Below are 21,147 nucleotides of genomic sequence, written 5' to 3'. Positions count from 1 at the left end.
CGGGTTTCGTACGCAGGAGATCCCGAACCACCTGCTCTGCTGTGCGCCTTTGTTAACCGCCGGCGGTTAATAAAGGCGCACAGCAGGGTCAGTCACAAATCTTGCGGAACTTCTCGATCAGCTGCACTCGGCCGTTGCGGTCGGCCGCCAACGGCGTGACGTTGAGCGTCGTGACACCGGCTTCGGCGAAGGCTGCGACGCGTTCCTTGACGTAGCTCTCGGGACCGATCAACGACACTGCGCGAACCAGTTCGTCCGGGACCGCTGCTGCGGCTTCGTCCTTCTTGCCCGCGAGGTAGAGATCCTGGATCTTCGCAGCGGCTTCCTCGTAACCGTAGCGCACCGCGAGATCGTTGTAGAAGTTCTTGCCCTTGGCGCCCATGCCACCGATGTACAGCGCGAGGCTCGGGCGTACCCAGTCGAGCATGTGGTCGACGTCGTCACCGATGGCCAGGGCCGGCGACGCGTACACCTGAAGCTCGCCGAGGCTCGGATCGCGCTTGGCCTTGCCCTTCGCAATCGGCTCACCCCACACGCTTGCTGCCTTCTCCGGATGGAAGAAGATAGGTTCCCAGCCTTCGGCGATCTCCGCCGTCAGCTCGACGTTCTTGGGTCCGAGCGAAGCGATCAGGATCGGGATGCGCTCACGCACAGGATGATTGATCAGCTTGAGCGGCTTTCCGAGTCCGGTGCCCTTCTCGGCGGGGAGGGGAACCTGGTAGTACTTGCCCTGGTACTCGACCTTCTCGCGGCGCCAAACCTGACGGCAGATCTCGACGACCTCACGTGTGCGTCCCAGCGGAGCGTCGTACTTGACGCCGTGGAACCCCTCGATCACCTGCGGTCCGGAAGCGCCCAGTCCCATCACGAAGCGACCGTTGGAGACGAAGTCCAGGCCCGCCGCCGTCATGGCGGTCAACGAGGGCGTACGGGTGTAGATCTGAAAGATTCCCGAAGCGAGTTCGATGGTCGACGTCTTGGCCGCCAGGTAACCGAGCTGGCTGACGGCGTCGAAGGAATACGCCTCCGGGACGAAGGCGATGTCGAGGCCCGCCTTCTCCAGGTCACCGACCTCTTCGACGGTTTCGGCGAACCCGCCGCTGTAGTTCAAACCCATACCGATACGCACGTTGTAACCCCAATCCTGACGATTGCTGCCGTGTGCGACGCGCACACGAGCAGTGGTACTCCCATCGAACACTTACTCACATCGAACACTACGGAACCTGAGTCCGCATTCATGTGACTACCCCGTTCATATTCGATGACCGAAATGAACGGGGTAGTGGGAGAGCCTGTCGAGGGTCAGGATTCTTCGGGGCGAACCACCATGACGGGGCACTTGGCCGAAGCGATCAGGGTGTTGCTGGTCGAGCCGAGCAACATGCCGCGGAATCCACCGCGACCACGGCTTCCGACTACGACGAGCTGCGCTTTTGCCGACCAGTCCAACAGCCGTCCGCGTGGGTTGTCGAGGTATACCTCGCGCCGGACCTTCACGTCCGGGTATTGCTCGGACCATCCGGCCAAGCTCTCGCTGAGTACCGCGTGCTCTTCCTCTTCGAGAGACTGCGGGGCAAGCGCAGCGGCCCTCGGGTCTTCGAATGCCGCACTGCCGAGGTCACTCCACACGTGCAACGCCACCAACTCGACTCCGCGGAACGACGCTTCCTCGAAAGCCGCACCGACGGCCTGGGCGCTCAACGCGCTGCCGTCGACGCCGACCACTACGGGTCCTTCCGAGGGCACCGCACCATCGCGGTCCCGAACGACGATGACCGGACACTTGCCGTGACTGGCCACACCGACCGCGGTATTGCCGAGGACTGCTGTCGCCGCCTTGCCTGACGCCGACGCTCCGACGACTACCCGCCTGGCTTGTGCCGAACTCTCGATCAGCCACTGAGTTGCGCTGCCGATGGCGATTTCGGTGTGAACTTCGAGTTTCGGATCGATCTCACGGGCGAACTGTTCCGCCTCCGCCAAGATCGCTTTTCCGGCCTCTTCGACCCATTCGTACACCCCACCCGCGTCGACGTACGGTCCGCCGAAACCGTAAGGCGCGAAGTCGAGAGCGTGGATGATGTCGAGTCGCAATTCGCGCTGGGCGGCGATTTTCGCGGCCTCGCGGAGCGCTGTGGACGCAGTGTCCGAACCCTCGACTCCGACAACAACACTGTTATGTTCGCGTGAACTCATGTGCCCACCTTCCTGAAGAAGTAACCGAGCCACTTTCACTCTAACCATCCCACTTGTCCGGCTTTTTTGGGGTCGCCCCCTCTTCATTTCGGGGACTTAGGTCCCCGAAACTGTTGACGGATAGGAGAATTAGCAGAGCAATCAGGACCAGGTGTGAACAGGATCTCCCGTCCGCATGTTCTCCACGTAACCGCGGAGCATTCCGGTGAGCGCAGTCGAGCGGTCCGCGCCCGAGGCCTCCGCGTGCGCCACTTGCTCGCGTTGCCAGGCGGCACCGGTCTGCCGATTCATGCACCGCCCTTCGATCACGCCGAGGTACCGATCGCGGGCCGCGACGGACAATCCGAAATCGGCCAAACCCTCGTCCGCCAACGGCAGCAGCCTTCGCAGGACCAACTCGTCGGCACCGACCCAACCGATCTCCGGCCAGTACAGGGTGGCGTCGAGTCCGTACTTGGCGCCGATGTGCAGGTTCTCTTCTGCCGCATGGAACGACATGTGCGACCACAGTGGCCGCTCCGCGTTCACCAATGCGCGAACGGTTCCGTAGTAGAAGGCCGCATTGGCCATGATGTCGACGACGGTCGGCCCGGCCGGCAGCACCCGATTCTCGATACGCAAGTGCGGCTTGCCATCCGAGCAGTCGTAGACGGGCCGATTCCAGCGATAGACCGTGCCGTTGTGCATCTGAAGCTCGCTCAACTCCGGAACCCCGCCCGCCGCGAGCACTTCCAGCGGATCGGTGTCCGAGACATCAGGGAGCAGCGCCGGGAAGTACCGTGAATTCTCCTCGAACAGGTCGAGAACCGAATGGATCCACCGCTCACCGAACCACACTCGCGGTCGCACACCTTGGTTCTTGAGCTCGAAAGTTCGGGTGTCCGTTGCCTGTTCGAAGATCGGAATGCGTGATTCGTGCCAAAGCGCCTTCCCTGCCAGGAAAGGAGAATTGGCCGCAAGCGCCACCTGTACTCCGGCCAGACACTGCGCGGCATTCCAGTGCGCTGCGAATTCTTCCGGCGCGACGCGCAGGTGCAACTGCATGGACGTACAAGCCGCCTCCGGCACCACCGAATTGGTGTCGGCCCGAAGGATTTCCACGTCGCCACCGGGTAGCGCGACACCTTCGACGTCGAGTTCGATGTCCTCTCCTCGCGCGGCAAAAATTTGCTCGTTGAGCAATTCGTAGCGCGGGTTGGCGGTGATCCACTCACGATCGAGATGCTCGAGCTGCAGTGTCGGCAGCATCCCGATCATCACCATCTCGGCGTCGTGCGCGTGGATTCGCGCGTCTGCGACGTCGAGGGACGCCCGCAGTTTCTTCTCCAATTCGAAAGTCGCATCACCGGTGAGTGGGCCGGGCTCGACGTTCATCTCGACGTTGAACTGTCCGAGCTCGGTTTGGAAAACCGCAGAGTCGTCGATGGATTCGAGCACTTCACGGTTGGACATCGCGGGCGTCATGTCGCCGGTCACGAGGTTGAACTCGATCTCCATGCCCAACAGCGGAGCGGGCTTGTCGACGGCGTCTCGGAAGTCACCACCGTCGAGCATCTGCTTCATGGCGTCGACGCACGAGCGCACCTTCTTACGAAAGAGCCTACGGTCGGCTCTGGTGAATTCTCGCGCCGTGACCTCTGCACCCATTGCGCATTCCCCCTTCGACGATCAACGTCACTGAAGGCTATCCGTCCGGTGTCACCGACAAACGAGAACTGCGGTGGCACCGGGAAGAATTTCCCGACGCCACCGCAGTTCTCCGAAAGTTTCTTCTACGAGTTGTCGACCCAGGTGACAGCTACGCCGCGAGCCTGCAGCCACGCTGCGGGATCGACCTTTGCGCCGTTCTCGGCAACCTCGAAGTGCAGGTGCGGGCCGGTGGACTGGCCACGGTTACCCACGGTGGCGATCTGCTGGCCGGCGTTGACGCGCTGGCCGACGTTGACCTGGTAGTCGTTGACGTGGCCGTACGTGGTGACCGTGCCGTCGTCGTGCTGGACGCGGACCCAGAGGCCGAAACCTGACGCCGGGCCGGCGTCGATGACCTGGCCGTCGGCTGCAGCCAGAATCGGCGTACCGATCGGAGCCGCGATGTCGAGGCCACCGTGGTGTGCTCCCCAGCGCGAACCGAAGGTGGAGGTCAGCGTTCCGGACACCGGCTGCACGGTACGAGCTGAGGTGCCGGGGTTGATCCCAGCGAGGAACTGCTGTGCCTGCGTGTTGAGGTCGGCAGCAAAATCGGGAAGCTCGGGGATGTCGAGAGCCGGAAGTGCCGCCAATTCAGCCGGAACGACAACGCCCTCGGGGAGCAGACCCTGCGGGATTTCGATGCCGGCGATGGTCTGTGTTGCCGGCGCCGCAGCAGCGGTTCCTGCGCCCATCTGGCCTGCACCGACGAGGAGTGCACCGGTAGCCGCAGCTACGACACCTGCCTTGACACCGGCACCAGGGCCAGCCGACGGGGTGCGGTGGCGGCCGCTTGCTGCCTCGGGATCGATCTCGAAGACAACATCGTCATTGCCCGTGCGGTGGTGGTTTCCCACAGTGTGTACTCCGTCAGTCGTCGGCGTGCAGCGTCCTTCTGATGAAGCCCGCTCCTCTGTCTGCCGAAGAATGTAACAGTTTGATCAAGGCGGCCGCCACCGTTACCCGATCTTGACCAAAACTATTTCTCGCCGTTCTGTCGGCTGGCGTCCAGTTCTGACTTGAATGCGTCGTATCGTGCCCGGTGAGCGGGTCGACGCCGGATGATCGCCCACGCGATGCCCAGAACCACGAACCAGATCGGCGTGACGAGAAGTGCCTGCAGGGTGTCGTCCTTGGTTGTCAGTGCCCAGAGAATGAAGACGAAGAACGCGAGCACGACCCAGCACATCACGATGCCGCCGGGCATCTTGAACTTCGACGCCTCGTGCAGGTGCGGACGACGCTTCCGGTACACCATGTAGCTCGCCAGGATGATCGTCCACACGAACATGAACAGCAGCGCCGAAATGGTCGTGACGACGGTGAAGGCCTCGATCACGGAATCGCCCGAGAACAGCAGGATCAACGACGCCAGCAGGAAGATGCACGAGAACATCAGGGCGTTCGCGGGGACCTTGCGTGAGTTCAGCTTGCCGAGGGCCCTCGGTGCGTCGCCTTCCTGCGCAAGGCCGAACACCATGCGCGAGGTGGAGTAGATACCCGAGTTGGCCGAAGATGCAGCGGAGGTCAGCACGACGAAGTTGATGACAGAAGCAGCGATGCCGAGGCCGGCGAGTGTGAACATGGCGACGAACGGACTCTTGTCTGCGCTGATTTCACGCCACGGAGTCACCGCGATGATCACGGTCAGTGCAACGACGTAGAACAGCAGGACACGAATGGGGATGGAGTTGATGGCCTTCGGCAGGTTCTTCTCCGGGTCCTTCGCCTCGGCTGCCGTCGTACCGACGAGCTCGATACCCACGAAGGCGAACACGGCGATCTGGAAGCCGGCGACGAAGCCCATGAATCCGGTCGGGAACATCCCGCCGTCGTTCCAGAGGTTGTCGATACCGGAGGTGGCACCGTTCGGCGCCGTGAACCCGGAGACGACCATGACGATGCCGACGACGATCAGGCTGACGATGGCGATGATCTTGATCAGCGCGAACCAGAACTCGGTTTCACCGAAGGCGCGAACGGTCGGGAGATTGAGGAGCAACAGCGCCGCGATCGTCAGCAAAGCAGGAATCCACGCCGCGAGCCCTGGCCACCAGTACTTGAAGTACCCGGAAATCGCGATGACGTCCGCGATGCCGGTGACGATCCAGCAGAACCAGTAGGTCCAGCCGGTGAAGAATCCCGCCCAGGGGCCCAGCAGATCCGCGGCGAAGTCGGAGAACGACTTGTACGCCATGTTCGAGAGCAGCAGCTCCCCCATCGCCCGCATGACGAAGAAGAGCATGAATCCGATGATCATGTACACGAAGATCACGGAGGGCCCGGCGAGCGAGATCGTCTTGCCCGATCCCATGAACAGTCCGGTGCCGATGGCACCACCGATGGCGATCAGCTGGATATGCCGGTTGGACAGCTGACGTGAGAGGTGGGGGTCTTCGCCGGACGGCTTCGTCAGGTCTGGTGTATTCGCGTGGTCGGACACGGAGGATCCCCCTCGTCATACGGTTCATCCGGGGCATCGAAATCGTGCCCGTCGGGGGAACCTCGGAAAATGTGCTCTCTCAAAGTACGCGTGCACTGGCTCACATCACGCATCGGAAAGCGGACGCCGATAACCTGTCGAGGTGAACACTGACAGCACGGCCCATCAAGACGGACATATCGCCGCGACGCTGTTCGATTTCTCCGGAACCCTCTTCCGTTTGGAGGAGAGCGACGATTGGACCGAGCACCTCGTCGATCACCAAGGCGATCCGCTCGACGTGCACGCTCAAGCCGAGCTGATGCGTCGGATGACCGCGCCGGTGGGCAGAACCGTGGAGATGGACGAAGCGGGGATCTACGCGTGGGAGAACCGCGACCGGGATCCGAAGTTGCATCGTCAGGCTTACCTCGACGTGTTGAGTAAGTCCGGGGTGCCCGATCCGGTTCGGGCCGAAGCTTTCTACGCCCTGCTGGTCGATCCGGATCAGTGGTCGCCGTACCCGGATACCGGCGAGGTCCTGAAGTCACTGTCGGAGAAGGGCATACGCACTGCCGTCTTGAGCAACATCGCCTTCGACATCCGTCCGGCGTTCGCCGACCGCGGCTGGGACGTCTGGGTCGACGAGTTCGTTCTCTCGTTCGAGGTGGGTGCAGTCAAGCCCGAACCGGCGATCTTCGAGTACGCCCTCGCACAACTCGATGTGGATGCGGCGCAGGCTCTGATGGTCGGTGACAGCGACATCGCCGACGGCGCTGCCCGAGACGTCGGTTGCCAGTTCGCACTCGTCGATCCCCTGCCGACGACCGAACGCCCGCACGCGCTACTCGACGCAATGCGGAAGTTCGGGCTTCTGTAGGGAGCGCTCAGACACCTTCGGTGAGTTCGCGCAACGACGCGTAGCGCTCGCGCACGTGGGGAGCTGGTTCGGCGTCGAATCGTCGCTCTTCCGGTTTCGGCCACACCGGCGGCTGCGTGTCCCCGGACAGTGCCCATGCTGCTTGCCTGCATGCCCCTTCGGCGACGTACTCACCCGGAGCAGGGATCACGACCGGCACTCCGAGAATTGCCGGCGCGATCTCACAGAGAGCGCGCGACTTCGCTCCGCCTCCCACGAGGAGAACTCGCTTCACCTCGACGCCTTGACGAACCAGGTCGTCGACGCCGTCGGCCAAGCCGCACAGGAGCCCTTCGATTGCGGCTCGTGCAAAGTGCGCAGGCGTCGAGTTCTGCAGCCGGAATCCGTGCATGGCCCCCGTGGCGTCAGGGCGGTTGGGCGTCCGTTCACCCTCGAAGTACGGAATCATGACCAGCCCGTCGTTTCCGAGGGGCGCCGTCGACGCCAACCGCGACAGTTCGGCGTGATCGACACCGAGAATGGACGCCGTCGCATCAAGAATGCGCGCGCCGTTGAGAGTGCACACCAGCGGCAAGTGCAGGCCGGTTGCGTCCGCGAATCCTGCCACGTTCCCGCCGGGATCGTGCGTGGGGGTGGCCGATACAGCCGAGACGACGCCGGATGTTCCGATCGAGATGATCACGTCACCGGGAACTGCCCCCAAACCCAGTGCGGCTGCGGCATTGTCACCGGTGCCAGGCCCGACAATACCTCCGGAACGTGTACTTCCGATCTTTTCGTTCGGCGATGCAACTCGGGGAACATGCGGGGTTCGACCGCGAAATGCCAACGCCAGCAAATCTTTACGATATTCGCGCGTCGAGGCAGCATAATAGCCGGTTCCACTGGCGTCGCCCGCGTCGGTGGCAAGCTCCTCGATTGAGCCGGACCCACCCAACTTCCAGGACAACCAGTCATGCGGAAGACACACCGCGGCAGTGCGATCGGCGTTGCCGGGTTCGTGATCTGCGAGCCATCGAAGCTTGCTTGCCGTGACCGCGGCAACCGGAACTACACCAACTGCGTCGGCCCACGCCTTGGGTCCGCCGAGCTCTTCGACCAGATCGGTCGCAGCCTTCGCCGAGCGAGTGTCGTTCCACAGCAACGCCGGTCTGACAACCTCGCCGCCACTGTCCAGACACACCATGCCGTGCTGTTGAGCTCCGACCGATACGGCTGCGACGTCGCCGAGCCCACCCGCCGCGGCGATTGCACTGTCCATCGCCTCGAGCCAGCATGCCGGATCTATCTCGGTACCGACGGGGTGCGCCGCCCGCCCTTCTCGTACCAGCTCTCCCGAATCGGCATCACGGACAATGACTTTGCACGACTGGGTAGACGAATCGATACCGGCTACGAGGGTCACACTGGCGTCCTTTCCGAAGGACCGTCAGCTCGCGTTGGCGACCGCGGGCATCCGGTTGCTGCGCTTACGCAGCGATCGCACATATTCTGCGCGCTCGGTCTCCGTCATTCCACCCCAGATGCCGTACGGCTCGTGGACGGAGAGTGCGTGTTCGCGGCACTGCTGGAGTACAGGGCACGTCGCGCAGACCTTCTTGGCGTTGCGTTCACGGTTCTCGCGGGCGTGTCCACGCTCGCCGTCCGGATGGAAGTACACCGCGGAATCGTGCCCGCGGCACGCTCCCTGCAGCTGCCAGTCCCACACTTCGGCGGTCGGGTACGGCATCGGAAGGTGCTTGTGCATGATGGCGACCTCAATTCCTTACTCGGGTGACACGGATTCGGGTGACTCTGGGCTGACGCCGGGTCGGACTTATCGACGCCTGGCCGATTGGCCGAGTCGATGTGCACAGACCGTTGCGAGTTCGCCGGTGACCGGCGGAGTCAGCGCTACGACGCCGTCGTCGAGAATTGCCTGCAGCCTGCGGAAATACTCGTCCGGGGCGAGGCCGAAGGTTACAAAGATCTCTTCGTCAGGTCCACCGTCGAACTGCTGCCACTTACGTGCGAACTCGACGATCTCTTGTGTATCGGTGCGGCTCATCAGGTTCTCCCCTGTTTGTGCGCCCTGCTTCACAGAAACTGCGACTCGTCTCCTCGGACGCCCGTGGCAGTGAGTCAAGACACAGACTATGCCTACTTCTGCTTTTTCACAAGACCTACTTACGTCTTTTTGTGAACAAAGTATGCCAACTTTCGCACGCTGAAGTTACCGACGAGGAATGCTTGAATAGGACAATGACCCGACCGTCCACGACTCCGGCTACTGCGGGAGAGGTATTCACGCTGATACGCAGCGGTTCCGCAACCACGCGCAGCGAGATCGGGAAGCTCACCGGCCTGTCCAGGACGGCGGTATCGGCCAGGGTTGCAGCACTTCAATCGCTTGGTTTGATTGCCGATGACGACGAGGGCCCGTCGACAGGCGGTCGGCCGCCGTCCACTCTCACGTTCGCGAACTCGTCCGGCGTGGTTCTCGTCGTGGCAATCGGTCGATCGCGGGCACAACTTGCCGTCACCGACCTGGCGGGCACGATCCTCGCGGCAGAAGACATCGACAAGTCGGTCGGGGTCGGCCCCGACGAACTGATGCCCGAAATTGCCGAGCATCTTTCGTCACTACTGGCCCAGGTCCACCGCGCGTCTACCGAGGTCATCGGAATCGGACTGAGCATTCCCGGAACGGTCGACGTCGCCGCGGGAGCAAGCCTCGACTCTCCGATGATGGCGGGGTGGGACGGAGTCGCGCTTGCCCCCTATCTGGCATCGGTGACCACGGCTCCGCTGTTCGCGGACAACGATGCCAACGTGATGGCTCTGGCCGAATTGAGCGAGCGACGCGAGAGTGCGCCCAACCTCCTGATGATCAAGGCGTCAACCGGCCTCGGCGCAGGAATCGTCATGGGCGGAGTCCTCCAACGCGGTTCACTCGGAGCGTCCGGCGAGATCGGGCATACCAAAACCGCTGCAGCGCGGGGCATGAAGTGTCGCTGCGGCGACGTCGGCTGCGTCGAAACTGTCGCCAGCGGTTGGGCTCTCGTGCACGCCCTCCGAGATCAGGGCCGAAGCGTCGGTCACGTGCGTGATGTCGTCCGCCTCGCCCTGGACGGCGACAGCGAAGCCCGCCGGCTCATCAGAAGCAGCGGCCGACTGATCGGCGACGTCATTTCCGGAGCGGTCAATCTCCTCAATCCCGAGGTCCTGATCATCGGCGGCGACATGGCCGAGGCGGACGAACTCTTCCTCGCCGGGCTTCGGGAGTCCGTCTACGGCAACGCAACGGCGCTTGCCACCCGAAAGCTTCAGATCGCTTCGGTCAGCCACGGCGCCCAATCCGGCATCCTCGGTTGTGCGGTTCTCGTCCTCGACCATCTGCTCAGCGCCAGGGAAATCGATCTGCGGATCGCGGCGTCACTCCACACGTGAGTCGCTGACTTCTCGCACGCTCCGCATCAAACAATCAGACTTTTCCGGCATCGCTTGTGTTGACGCTCACACTTCTGCATAATTCATTACCTACCGATCATTCGGTTGCCGATATCGACGATGAGATCGCGCAGGAACGCTCCGAGTCAGCCAAAAGCATGCACCGAGCACACCGGCAACGTCGCAGATCGAACAGCGTTTCTCCCCTGTTCCGACTTCGCAGTTTCACCGTGTCGGTGAACCACGTGACTGGCAGAAAGTAGCTCGATGACCACAACCAGAACTGGCACCAAGCCCGCCGCGAAGGAATACGACCGCGCCGCGATGGCGTCGATGGTCGGCACCACCGTCGAGTGGTACGACTTCTTCATCTACGCCCAAGCCGCAGCCCTGATCTTTGCCGACCTGTTCTTCAAGCCGATGGGCTCGGCCGGCCAGATCGTCTCCTACGTCACGGTCGGCATCAGCTTTGTCTTCCGTCCTCTCGGTGCCATCGTGGCCGGCTATCTCGGCGACAGGCTCGGCCGCAAACGTGTCCTGGTCGCGACGTTGGCGATGATGGGTGCCGCGACGGTTCTCATCGGCGTGCTGCCGACGTATGCCTCGATCGGAATCTGGGCACCGATCCTGTTGATCCTGCTTCGCGTCGTCCAAGGATTCTCGACGGGCGGCGAATGGGGCGGGGCCGCTCTTCTTGCCGTCGAACACGCACCCACCAAGCGTCGAGGGTTCTTCGGAGCGTTCGTACAGATGGGAGTACCGCTCGGAATGTTGCTCGCCACCGGCGTTTTGGCACTGTGCACATTCACCCTCACGGACGAACAGTTCACCACCTGGGGATGGCGAGTGCCGTTCCTGCTCAGCGTCGTGTTGATCGGCGTCGGCTTCTACATTCGAAGCAAGGTCAGCGAGTCACCCGTATTCGCCGAACTCAAGGAACGCCGCACCGAGAGCAACACGCCTATCCGAACTCTGTTCAAGAAACACCCGAAGCAGGTCGTACTCGCGGCGCTGTCCTTCATCGGCACAAACGGCAACGGCTACATGGTGATCGGCGGATTCATCGTCGCGTACGCAACCAAGACCTATGGCCTGGGTAAGACCGAACTACTGATTGCCACGCTCGCAAGTGCCGTCACGTGGGGCGTTTTCACCATGATCGGCGCCTACTGGTCGGATCGACGCGGCCGCACCACGGTGATGAACGTGGGCAACCTCGCAATGGTCCTCTTCGCGGTGCCGTTCTTCCTCCTCATCGACACCGGGAATCTCGGCTGGATCTACGTGGCGATGATCCTGTTCTCGGTCGGACTCGGGCTGTCGTACGGACCTCAACCCGCGTTGTTCGCCGAACTGTTCCCGGCTTCGATCCGTTACAGCGGTGCGTCGATCTCCTACGCGGTAGGCACCATCTTCGGCGGCGCCTTTGCTCCCACCGTCGCACAGTGGCTCCTCGGCAAGACCGGTGGCACCCTTGCCATCTCGATCTACCTCGCCCTGCTGGCCGCGGTCTCGTTCGTCGCCACGATGCTCATCAAGGATCGATCAGGACGAGACCTGATGGTGTGATCGACCTGAATGTGGACGCCCAACGGCGTCGCGATGCCGGAGTTTGTCAGCCGAACTTTCGAATGGCGAACTCCGGCAACTTCTTCGCGGCATTGGCGGTGCGTACGATCTTGTGGTTCTTGCCTCGCATCAGCGCCAGTTGGATCCGCGATTCGATCCAGAACGCGCCGCGAGGCGAGCGGTTCCAGGTCTTGTGCAGCAACGTCTTCGTCGCTGCGACGGCGTCCGGCGAGCGAACCGCGATCTGCGACAGCAGTTCCTGTGCCGGCTTGATCGGATTGTCGCTCACTCCGCTCACGAACCCCCACTCAAGAGCCTGATTTCCGTCGAACAGTTCAGCAGTCATGGCGAGGCGTTTCACGACGTCCATTGCCGCGAGTTCGCGCATCGTGACCGTTCCGGTCATGTCGGGGATCAATCCCCACTTCGCCTCCATCACCGAGAACGTGCAATCGGGGGTGGTGAATCGAAAGTCTGCGGCGAGCGCCAATTGCAGTCCCCCACCGAAGCAGTGCCCGTGAACGACCGCGATGACCGGCACGGGCAATTCGCGCCACACCCAGCACGCGCGTTGGAAGAGGTTGGTCTTCTGACCGGGAAACTTCGCGAAGGCCTTTGCCATCCGCCTCGGCTGCTTGCCCGCAGAAGCGAAGTCCAACCCGGCAGAGAATGCGTCACCCGCGCCTTGCAGAACCACGCCCCGAATCGAACGATCGGTTTCGATCGTTCGAGCGGCATTCACCAGCGCGTCGAGCATGTCCAGATCGAGACCGTTGAGTTTCTCCGGTCGGTTCAGCGTCACGTACGCCACCGACTGCACTACCTCGACACGAACACGATCACTCACGGCAACTCCTCCGATTCGACATATCCCCGACGAACTTACCTGAGAGTAAGTTCCCCGGGGATTCGTCATGCCATCTCGGCAAGAAGTTCCATGGTCTCTTGCCCGGCCGGGTCCGAATCAGTGGATGACGGTACGGCCACGACGGTGTCCACACCCGCCGCTCGGTACGCCTCGAGTTGCGCGCGAGCATCGGCCGGAGTCCCGACGATTCCCACCGTTGCCACCATCGCGTCCGAGACCTGGCTCAAGAGCTCGCGCGGCGCGGCCCCGGCCCTGGCTGCCTCGATCACGTCCGCGAAGCCTGCGCGGACGAACATGTCCGAGTATCCGGGGGCAGCGAGATACGGCACGAGTCCACGTCTGAGTTGATCGATCGACATCTGAGTTGGGCCTTCGGTTGCCACGGCCGCCGGCGCCCACACCGACACCTGGGGCATCACCGTTTCCGTCTCAGCCGCGATCTCCTTGCACCGTGTGATCAGACGACCGGCCTGCTCCGCACTCACCAGATTGAGCACCAGTTCGTCACCCAACTCCACGGCGGCCCGAAGAGCCTTGTCTCCGAATGCCGCAACGATCAGCCGCCCACCTGGCGGCTGAAGTCGCAGCCGATATCCGCTGGTCCGCATCACCGTTCCGGCGACTTCGCCCCGCTCACCGTTCATCAGCGCTCGCACACCGCGGGCGGACTCCGCAAGTGCACGTGCCGCCCCGGATCTGCTTCGCCCATGCCATTTCTCGACCACGACAGTGCTGGAAGTACCCAACGCGATCGATACGTCACGCCCGGTCAGGTCGGATACCGACGCCGCCCCGATCGCGATCATCGCCGGATCACGAACCGTCACCGCGAGCGGGCCGACCACTAGTTCGGAGTGCTCGAATCCGGTGCCGACTGACGTCGCCAGAGCAAAGGCGTCGTACGTCGCCATCTCCCCCACCCACACTCGGCCGAACCCGAGTCTGTCGGCGAGGCGTGCAGTAGCGGTCACCTCCTGCGGCGGACGGTCCTGCCACAACCCCAGGGAGATGTCGATGGTCGGCAAACCTCTACTCGAAGTCGGAGACAAGACCCATTCCCTCCAACAGTGTCGGACGGTCGTAGTACTCGAGCCACTCGGTGATCCGTCCGTCTGCCATGCTGAGGATTCCGACAACAGGAACGACGCCATGGGTACCATCGAAGTGGAAGTCGTCCACTCGCTGCACAAATACCCTTCCGTCGATCACGCCGAGAGACTCGATCTTCAGTGTGATCCGTTCACACTTGCTTGCCAGTAACGCAATTCGGCCCGCAACGGCCTCCTTGCCGACAAGAGGTTCCTGCATGACGCTGTGGAGCACACCGTCCTCGGCGAACAAGTCGACGACGCGTGTCCAGTCCATGACGTCCCACGCCTGGAACATCTCACGCGCCAACGCAAGCTTGTCACTGTCGTTCATCACACTCATGCCACACTCTTCTGTCGAAGCTCACGCTTGAGGATCTTTCCGGTCGAATTGCGCGGCAGTTCTTTCCGAATCTCCAGCCGCTCGGGAAGTTTGTACGACGCGATGCGCTTGTCCTTCAGGAACGCAACCAGAGCATCGAGTTCGAGTTCCGTCTCGGGTCGAAGTGTCACCACTGCTGCGACGCGCTCACCGAGTACTTCGTCGGGGTCGCCGATGACGGCCACATCCGCAACGGCCGGATGCTCGGCGATCAATCCCTCCAGTTCGGCTGGGGCGATGTTCATTCCACCGCGGATCACCAGGTCCTTGCCTCGATCCAGGTAGCGTAGGAATTGTCCGTGATCACCGGCAATCTCGAAGATGTCTCCGGTGCAGAGGAATCCGCGCTCGTCGAACGGAGACGGCCGATCGCCGAGATAGCCGGCAAAGACCGTCGGTCCGCTGATTCGCAACTCACCCGGGTGCCCGACTTCGGTGATGTCCTCGCCGGTGACCACGTCGACCAAGCGCACGTCCATCCAGTCGGAGATTCTGGTGCTCCAGCGAAAGTTCTCGACACCGAAGCGGGGGAAGTACCGTGCGCGGTCGTCCGGATCCGGCATGTCCGCAGGCGAGGAGAGCAGACTGATGCCTTCGTTGGATCCGAAGAAGTTGATGACTCCGATTCCGTATCGCTCCTGCCATCCCCGGACCATCGGAGGTTGCAGTGGCACCGAACCCGAACCGATCCGAGTCAAGCTCGACAGGTCGACCGCCGCGAGCATCGACTCGTCGGCGAGCAGCATCCACAACAGCGCAGGCGGCGCTACCGTGTACGTCACGCGCTCGGCCTCGATCTGCCCGAGGAATACTCGAAGATCGAACGGGTGGTGCTGTACCAGTACACATCCCGTGCGGATCCACGGCAGGAACATTCCGTTGATTCCGGCCATGTTGACCATCGGGAACGGGTTCAACAAGACGTCGCCGACGACGATGTCGGGAGCGTCGATCGTGGCCCAGCAGATGGCCAGCCACTCGTAGTGCGAACGTGGGACCCCCTTCGGTTCGCTTTCGGTCCCGGAGGTCCAACAGATCGTCATCGCATCGTTGGGGTCGTTGGGATCTTCGGTGATTCGTACATCCAATTCACTGCGCTGTGTTTCGGTGGCCGCCCGAGGACTCAGCCCCACGACGCCGGTAGGAAGCTCAGCCGGAAGCTCTGATTCGGGAGCGTAGGCGAACACCGATCTCAGAGAAGGAATCCGGGATCTGATTGCAGCGATCTCCGTAGCAGGGAGTCTGTCACCAAAACTGGGTACGGTGACAAATGCTGCAAACGCCGCCTGGTTTGCCATTCCTTCCACTTCACGTTCGCGGTACTGCATGGGCAACGGCGAGACCACGATCCCCAGAGACCACGCTGCAAGGTAGACCTCGACCAATTCGACGGTATTGGGCATCTGCACGCCCAGAACATCTCCCCGGCCCAAACCCACCTCGGAGAAGCCGGCAGCGAGCGCGATGACTTCGCTCTCCAGTTGGTTCCAACTGAGGCGTCGCGGATCTCCGCCGGACAACTCGCTCCGGTTCGCCGGATCAACCACGGCAAGTTCGTCACCGCGTACCCGCACCTGCGCCCGGAACACCTGATCGATCGTCTCGTCGGACCACCACCCTTTCGAGGTGTATTCGTCCACCTTGACGCGAGGATGCAATCCCCTGTGTGCCTTGTTCATTCGCGTACTCGTTTCAGTTCTCGTAACGGCCGGAAATGTCGATCACGTCGCCTTGCTTCTCGAACGCCTGGGTAGCGGCGTTCCACTCGAACGGCTGGAATGCCAGGATTCCCAATGCATGGTCCGCGGTCATCGTGAATTTGATTCCGTCGATGAACATCGGCGGGTGGTAGTCCTGCGTTCGTGCGGCACTCATGATGCTGGCGCGTGAGAGTCCGTCGGATGACTCAGAGGCCCGAGTGAAGTTGTCCACCAACAGGTCACCGATGGCCCAGCCATTCACGGTGTAGCTGTTGGTCGGGGAATCGGCACCGTGAGCAGCCGCACCGGCCAGGTAGTCACGTACCGCCGCGTCGTCCTTGTAGAGGGCGTTGTTGGGATCCTTGAGCCACACCATCACCTGCTGCCCGTCGGCAGCATCACCGGCGGGCGCATACAGCGTCGCACCGTCGACGCAGTTCGACGGTTGAATCACGGTGTCGGGCTTCCATCCGACACGTCCGATCGCCTGGGTGATCGCGAGGCAATCGGTGGTGACACCGGCCACCACCAATACCTCGGCGCCACTGGCTTTGAGGGTCGATGCCGCCGTCTTGGGGTCGGTCAGCGCCTCTTCGGCTGCGATCTCGAAGTTCGTTCCTTCGATCGCGGACTTGAAGCCGTTGGCGATCCCTTGTCCGGACTCGGTCTGGTTCGTGGCCAAGGCAACCTTGGCGCCGCTCGGATACTTCTTCTTCAGGCTTTCGACCACTACCTCCATCTCGACGCCCGGATCCGGTAGATACTCCGTGGTCCACGGAAAGTCTTCGATCACCCGGAACTCGGGCATGCCTGCCTGCGCGAAGAGCAGTGGAACACAGGCAGTGGTCTGGTCGTCCGCGATGGCGTTCAACTGGCCTGCTCCGAACGTGCCCAGAACGTCGACCTTGTCCTTCTGAATGAACTCTCCGACATTGGCTTTGGCGCGCTCCGGCGAGAAGGCATCGTCCTTGACCACGACGTCGAGCTTGACGCCGCCGACGCCGCCGGCCGCGTTCTCGACCTCGAACCGTGCTCGCATTCCTTCGATCACGTTGCCGACCGCGTCGGCGAGCGGGCCGGACGTCGGCCCACTCCACCCCACCGTGAGTTTGTCGGTGATCGGCGCCGCGGCACCACTGGGATCGCTGCAGTCGTCGACCGATACTGCTCCGGCCGAGGTCGACGTGTTGCTCTCTGCGTCGGAGTTACCTCCGCAGGCCGAAAGGAGTAGTGCCGCAGCGGCGATGACTGCGGGAATCGTGGTCTGCCTTTTCATATCGTCCAGTTCCTTGCTGTGAGTTGAGAGAAACGAGAGTGGGCGAGGGAGACGGCGCTCAGGTGCGGGGTTCACCTTCGCGATACTTGGGATGATCTGCGGGAACCACGAGGACAAACCGTCGGAGAACGCTGTTGATCCGGCCGACGATTCCGTCCGGCATCAAGAACACGATCGCGATCAGCACCGCGCCGAACACCACTCCCGACACGGGGCCGTCGGTGACGCTTCCGGTGTAGTACGGCAGGAACACCACTGCCGTAGCCCCGACGATCGGGCCGAATTGCGTTGCGATTCCGCCCAACACCAGTCCGGTGATGAACTCGATCGACTTCATCAACGAAAAGGACTCGGGTGAGAGCGCGCCGATGTACATCGTGAACAGCGAACCTGCCAGACCGGTGATCGCGCCGGAAAGTCCGAAAGCGAGAATCTTGACCCGCGCGACGTTGATGCCGTTTGCACTCGCCGCAATCTCGTTGTCGCGCACCGCAACCATTGCCAAACCGAATCGACTCTTGACGAGATTGCGGATCAGGAGCATGACCACTGCCAGCGTCACTACCGAAACCCAGAAGATCCAGAGATAGGTGTCCGCGCGGGTCAAACCCGTCCATTTCGGCGGGACCAGAAGATTCGCACGAACGACCATGCCGGCCGCGCCACCGGTGAGATCCCCGGTCTTGCGGATCACTTCGGGAAACGCCACAGCGACGGCGAGGGTAACGAGAGCCAGATACAGCCCTTTGATCCGCAAGGAGGGAAGCCCGACGAGAAGTCCTAGTACGAAACACAATACGACTGCCATCGGGATTGTGGTCAACGGCGAGTATCCGCGATCGACGATCAGAACGCCGGTCGTGTACGCGCCGAGGCCGAAGAAGGCAGAATGGCCGATCGACAGAAGTCCGGTGTACCCGCTGACGATATTCAGTCCGGCGATGGCAATCGCGATGATGAAGACACTCGTGAACTGCCCTACGCGAAACGGCGCGCTCTGCGACACGAGGAGCAGGGCACAGACGGCAGCCACCAGCAGAACCAGTTGGAGTATCCGGTACGACGTCGATCCGGCAACCACCACGCGCGGCTGCCTGACTGCCTTTTCGGCGACCGCGGGTTCATTTCTCTCGGCAAGCGTCGTCATACCCGCTCCAGTTTCTTGGTACCGAACAGTCCATTGGGTCTGACGAAGAGGATCACCACGATGATCAGTAGCGCGGATGTCTGCTGCAGCGAACCGCCGATGACCGAAATGTAGCCGCTGAGCATCGATTCCAGAACACCGATCGTCAACCCACCCACAACTGCGCCGACAAGACTGTCCAGACCGCCGAACAGCGCTGCCGCAGATGCTGCGATGAAGATCGGGAACATGGTCGTGAGGCCGAGTTGTTGCGGCGAGAGCGGAGTGACCAGGACACCGGCCAGTGCGCCGATCGCTGCCGCAACACCCCAGCCGATTGCGAGTATCCGGCTGGTCGGAACTCCGGCGAGAGTGGCAGATTCGGCATTGTCCGCGACGGCACGCATGTGCAGACCGACTCTCGTCTTGCGAAAGAGCAAGGACATCAACACAAGTAGGACAACGAGCGCAACCAGTACGCCCAGTGCGTCGCCGTACACGCGCGCGCCGCCCACTGAGATGTAGTCGGTGGGACCGTTGGGAAACGGGCTCGGCATGATCTTCGTTTCGCTCCCCCACAGCATTCCGGCCAACGAGTTGAGCCCGGTGAACAATCCCAGTGCCACTATCAGCACTGCCATGTCACTTCTACGTTGAACCGGCCGGATGAGCAGACGCTCCATCAACGCCCCGAGCAGGAAGCCGAGAGCGAGAGCCGCTCCGATCGCGGCCCAGATCGGCCAGGACATCGTTGTGAGCCACCACGCCACGAAGGTTGTGAACAGGGCCAACTCGCCCTGAGCGAAGTTGATCGTGCCGGTGGCACGGAACACCACCACGAGTGCCAGCGCGAGAATTGCGTAGATCGAGCCGTTGGTCAATCCGGAGATGAGTCGTTCGAGAAAGAGTGTCACCGTTTACTCCTGGTACCCGAGATAGGCGCTGCGCACGACGTCGTCCGAACGAAATTCCTCGGGCGTGCCGGCAGCGACGATGGTGCCTACGTCGAGCAGGAAGACACTCGACGCGAGTTTCATCGCGAGATCGGCATTCTGTTCCACGATCAGCAGTGCAGTTCCGTCGCTCCGGTTGATCGCACCGAGCGTGTCGAACAATTCGGCGATGACGATGGGCGCCAGACCCAGGCTCGGTTCGTCGCACAAAAGCAGGGTGGGACGGCTCATCAATGCCCGCGCGACCGCGAGCATCTGCTGTTCACCGCCTGACAGCGAACCTGCCAACTGTGTGGACCTCCTCGCGAGCACCGGAAATGTCTCACACCACCGCTCGATGTCGGCCTCGATCTCCGCCTTGTCGTTGCGAAGCGCAGCGCCGACGAGCAGGTTGTCACGTACCGACAGTTGACCGAGAGTTCCACGGCCCTGTGGGACAAGGCTGACGCCGGCGGCCACGGCGCGTTCAGGTTTGGATCCGTGCGGCGAACCGTTGAAGGTGATCGTTCCCTGGTGCGGAATCAATCCGGCAAGCGCACGCATCATGGTGGTCTTGCCGGCACCGTTCGCGCCGAGAACGACAGCGACCCCGCCGGGTTCCACGTCGAGCGAAACCCCGTGCAGTACATTGCCTCGCCCGTAACCGGCATGCAGATCATCGACGCTCAGCAGGCTCATGCCGCTCGCCCCAGATAAGCATTGATCACGGCGTCGTTCTGCTGGATCTCCGCCGGAGTACCTTCAGCGATCTTGTGGCCGAAGTTCAGTGCGACAACGTGATCGGAGATACCCAGCACCAATCCCATGTGGTGTTCGACCAGAAGCGCTCCGAAGCCGAAGTCGTCGCGGAGCGAGACGATCAGTTCTCCCAGCTCCTTGACTTCGCTGTGTGTGAGCCCGCCGGCGGGCTCGTCGAGCAGAAGCAGCGAAGGCTCGGACATCAATGCTCGTGCCAGTTCGACGCGCTTGAGTGTTCCGAACGGAAGGCCTGCTGCCGGCGCGTTCGCGACGTCGACGAGTTCGAGGCGTTCGAGCAGGTACCAGGCCTTCTCTCGCAGTTCTCGGACTCGGGCGCGCGCTGGAGGCCAGCCGAGAACCCCGCTCGCCAGTCCGAAGCGGCCCCGAGACGATCCGCCGACCATGGTGTTGTCGAAGACGCTCATGCCGCTGAACAGTGCGAGATTCTGGAAGGTCCGAGCGATCCCTGCAGATGCCAATGCATAGGGCCGCAATCCCAAGAGGTCGGTTCCTTGCCAGGTGATGACACCGCGACTCGGTTCGTAAATCCTTGTGATGCAGTTGAACAGCGTGGTCTTACCAGCGCCGTTCGGCCCGATGAGTCCGCAGATCTGGCCGGCGTGGACGTCGAAGCCGACGTCGTCGAGAGCCGTGACTCCGCCGAATTCGATCGATACATCGGAGAGCGTGAGTACGACCGGGTCATTCGCGGGTTGTGCGGGTGGTGTGTTTCCAAGCATTGGTTTCACCTCCTCGTGACACTTCAATTAACAGTGTGATAGAGATTACTACAGTAAACAGAGGCACTCCGTCAACGTGCGGCCCCCGATC

The 21,147-nt window shown here is 62.1% G+C and carries 20 protein-coding genes; 3 read left to right on the top strand and 17 right to left on the bottom strand.

Annotation, left to right across the window (positions count from 1 at the left end):
* Window positions 1-88: 88 nt before the first annotated feature.
* The 5 genes from AC1Q61_RS04870 to cycA all read right to left on the bottom strand — a co-directional run bounded on the left by AC1Q61_RS04870 (window position 89) and on the right by cycA (window position 6,328).
* Window positions 89-1,129, bottom strand: a complete 1,041-nt coding sequence (locus AC1Q61_RS04870; protein WP_042921425.1) for an LLM class F420-dependent oxidoreductase — start codon at window positions 1,127-1,129, stop codon at window positions 89-91.
* Between the two features lie 176 nt (window positions 1,130-1,305).
* A complete protein-coding gene (locus AC1Q61_RS04865; protein ID WP_007727672.1) occupies window positions 1,306-2,199 on the bottom strand; it encodes a universal stress protein in 894 nt (297 codons plus the stop codon).
* A 141-nt stretch (window positions 2,200-2,340) separates the two neighbouring features.
* Window positions 2,341-3,846 (bottom strand): glutamate-cysteine ligase family protein, encoded by a 1,506-nt coding sequence (locus AC1Q61_RS04860; protein WP_042921350.1) that lies wholly within the window; start codon window positions 3,844-3,846, stop codon window positions 2,341-2,343.
* Between the two features lie 125 nt (window positions 3,847-3,971).
* Window positions 3,972-4,742: a M23 family metallopeptidase gene (locus tag AC1Q61_RS04855; RefSeq protein WP_003946431.1), complete on the bottom strand. Its 771-nt coding sequence runs from the start codon at window positions 4,740-4,742 to the stop codon at window positions 3,972-3,974.
* 122 nt (window positions 4,743-4,864) lie between these two features.
* The gene (gene cycA, locus AC1Q61_RS04850; RefSeq protein ID WP_030534902.1) at window positions 4,865-6,328 is read right to left on the bottom strand and encodes a D-serine/D-alanine/glycine transporter; all 1,464 of its coding nucleotides are present in this window, start codon (window positions 6,326-6,328) and stop codon (window positions 4,865-4,867) included.
* A 142-nt stretch (window positions 6,329-6,470) separates the two neighbouring features.
* Here cycA and AC1Q61_RS04845 point away from each other — a divergent pair, with 142 nt between their 5' ends.
* Entirely contained in the window at window positions 6,471-7,187 is a 717-nt protein-coding gene (locus tag AC1Q61_RS04845) for an HAD family hydrolase (RefSeq protein ID WP_051649537.1), read from the top strand.
* Window positions 7,188-7,194: 7 nt separating this feature from the next.
* Here AC1Q61_RS04845 and xylB read toward each other — a convergent pair whose 3' ends face one another.
* The 3 genes from xylB to AC1Q61_RS04830 all read right to left on the bottom strand — a co-directional run bounded on the left by xylB (window position 7,195) and on the right by AC1Q61_RS04830 (window position 9,234).
* Entirely contained in the window at window positions 7,195-8,592 is a 1,398-nt protein-coding gene (gene xylB / locus AC1Q61_RS04840) for a xylulokinase (RefSeq protein ID WP_042921353.1), read from the bottom strand.
* Between the two features lie 24 nt (window positions 8,593-8,616).
* Window positions 8,617-8,934: a WhiB family transcriptional regulator gene (locus AC1Q61_RS04835; RefSeq protein ID WP_003946343.1), complete on the bottom strand. Its 318-nt coding sequence runs from the start codon at window positions 8,932-8,934 to the stop codon at window positions 8,617-8,619.
* 69 nt (window positions 8,935-9,003) lie between these two features.
* On the bottom strand, window positions 9,004-9,234 hold the full coding sequence (locus AC1Q61_RS04830) for a DUF3263 domain-containing protein (protein WP_020970382.1): 231 nt from the start codon (window positions 9,232-9,234) through the stop codon (window positions 9,004-9,006).
* A gap of 194 nt (window positions 9,235-9,428) precedes the next feature.
* On the opposite strand from AC1Q61_RS04830, the gene AC1Q61_RS04825 reads away from it, so the two are divergent.
* Complete coding sequence (locus AC1Q61_RS04825) at window positions 9,429-10,616, top strand: ROK family transcriptional regulator (protein WP_003946405.1); 1,188 nt, start codon at window positions 9,429-9,431, stop codon at window positions 10,614-10,616.
* Between the two features lie 267 nt (window positions 10,617-10,883).
* Entirely contained in the window at window positions 10,884-12,185 is a 1,302-nt protein-coding gene (locus tag AC1Q61_RS04820; protein ID WP_007727683.1) for an MFS transporter, read from the top strand.
* 46 nt (window positions 12,186-12,231) lie between these two features.
* On the opposite strand, the gene AC1Q61_RS04815 is transcribed toward AC1Q61_RS04820, so the two are convergent.
* From AC1Q61_RS04815 to AC1Q61_RS04775, 9 genes are all read right to left on the bottom strand, one after another.
* On the bottom strand, window positions 12,232-13,032 hold the full coding sequence (locus AC1Q61_RS04815; RefSeq protein WP_042921358.1) for a crotonase/enoyl-CoA hydratase family protein: 801 nt from the start codon (window positions 13,030-13,032) through the stop codon (window positions 12,232-12,234).
* Between the two features lie 65 nt (window positions 13,033-13,097).
* Window positions 13,098-14,102 carry an LLM class F420-dependent oxidoreductase gene (locus tag AC1Q61_RS04810; RefSeq protein WP_238704713.1) on the bottom strand — a complete coding sequence of 335 codons (1,005 nt, stop codon included), beginning with the start codon at window positions 14,100-14,102 and terminating at the stop codon, window positions 13,098-13,100.
* Complete coding sequence (locus AC1Q61_RS04805) at window positions 14,083-14,484, bottom strand: nuclear transport factor 2 family protein (RefSeq protein WP_021345212.1); 402 nt, start codon at window positions 14,482-14,484, stop codon at window positions 14,083-14,085. The genes AC1Q61_RS04810 and AC1Q61_RS04805 overlap by 20 nt, the downstream gene beginning before the upstream one ends.
* Window positions 14,481-16,202 carry a class I adenylate-forming enzyme family protein gene (locus AC1Q61_RS04800; RefSeq protein ID WP_042921362.1) on the bottom strand — a complete coding sequence of 574 codons (1,722 nt, stop codon included), beginning with the start codon at window positions 16,200-16,202 and terminating at the stop codon, window positions 14,481-14,483. The genes AC1Q61_RS04805 and AC1Q61_RS04800 overlap by 4 nt, the downstream gene beginning before the upstream one ends.
* A gap of 13 nt (window positions 16,203-16,215) precedes the next feature.
* Complete coding sequence (locus tag AC1Q61_RS04795) at window positions 16,216-17,499, bottom strand: ABC transporter substrate-binding protein (protein WP_003939841.1); 1,284 nt, start codon at window positions 17,497-17,499, stop codon at window positions 16,216-16,218.
* Window positions 17,500-17,557: 58 nt separating this feature from the next.
* A complete protein-coding gene (locus AC1Q61_RS04790) occupies window positions 17,558-18,646 on the bottom strand; it encodes a branched-chain amino acid ABC transporter permease (RefSeq protein WP_030534909.1) in 1,089 nt (362 codons plus the stop codon).
* Window positions 18,643-19,539: a branched-chain amino acid ABC transporter permease gene (locus AC1Q61_RS04785; protein WP_003940241.1), complete on the bottom strand. Its 897-nt coding sequence runs from the start codon at window positions 19,537-19,539 to the stop codon at window positions 18,643-18,645. Before AC1Q61_RS04785 ends, AC1Q61_RS04790 begins: the two co-directional genes overlap by 4 nt.
* 3 nt (window positions 19,540-19,542) lie before the next feature.
* Window positions 19,543-20,256, bottom strand: coding sequence for an ABC transporter ATP-binding protein (locus tag AC1Q61_RS04780; RefSeq protein ID WP_042921365.1), 714 nt, complete (start codon window positions 20,254-20,256; stop codon window positions 19,543-19,545).
* Window positions 20,253-21,056 (bottom strand): ABC transporter ATP-binding protein, encoded by an 804-nt coding sequence (locus AC1Q61_RS04775; RefSeq protein WP_021345217.1) that lies wholly within the window; start codon window positions 21,054-21,056, stop codon window positions 20,253-20,255. Before AC1Q61_RS04775 ends, AC1Q61_RS04780 begins: the two co-directional genes overlap by 4 nt.
* Between the last annotated feature and the right edge of the window lie 91 nt (window positions 21,057-21,147).

Source organism: Rhodococcus sp. MPR-R1B, assembly GCF_058793255.1.
The sequence above is the reverse complement of the archived record's forward strand: the minus strand, read 5'-3'. Positions and strand labels throughout refer to the sequence as shown.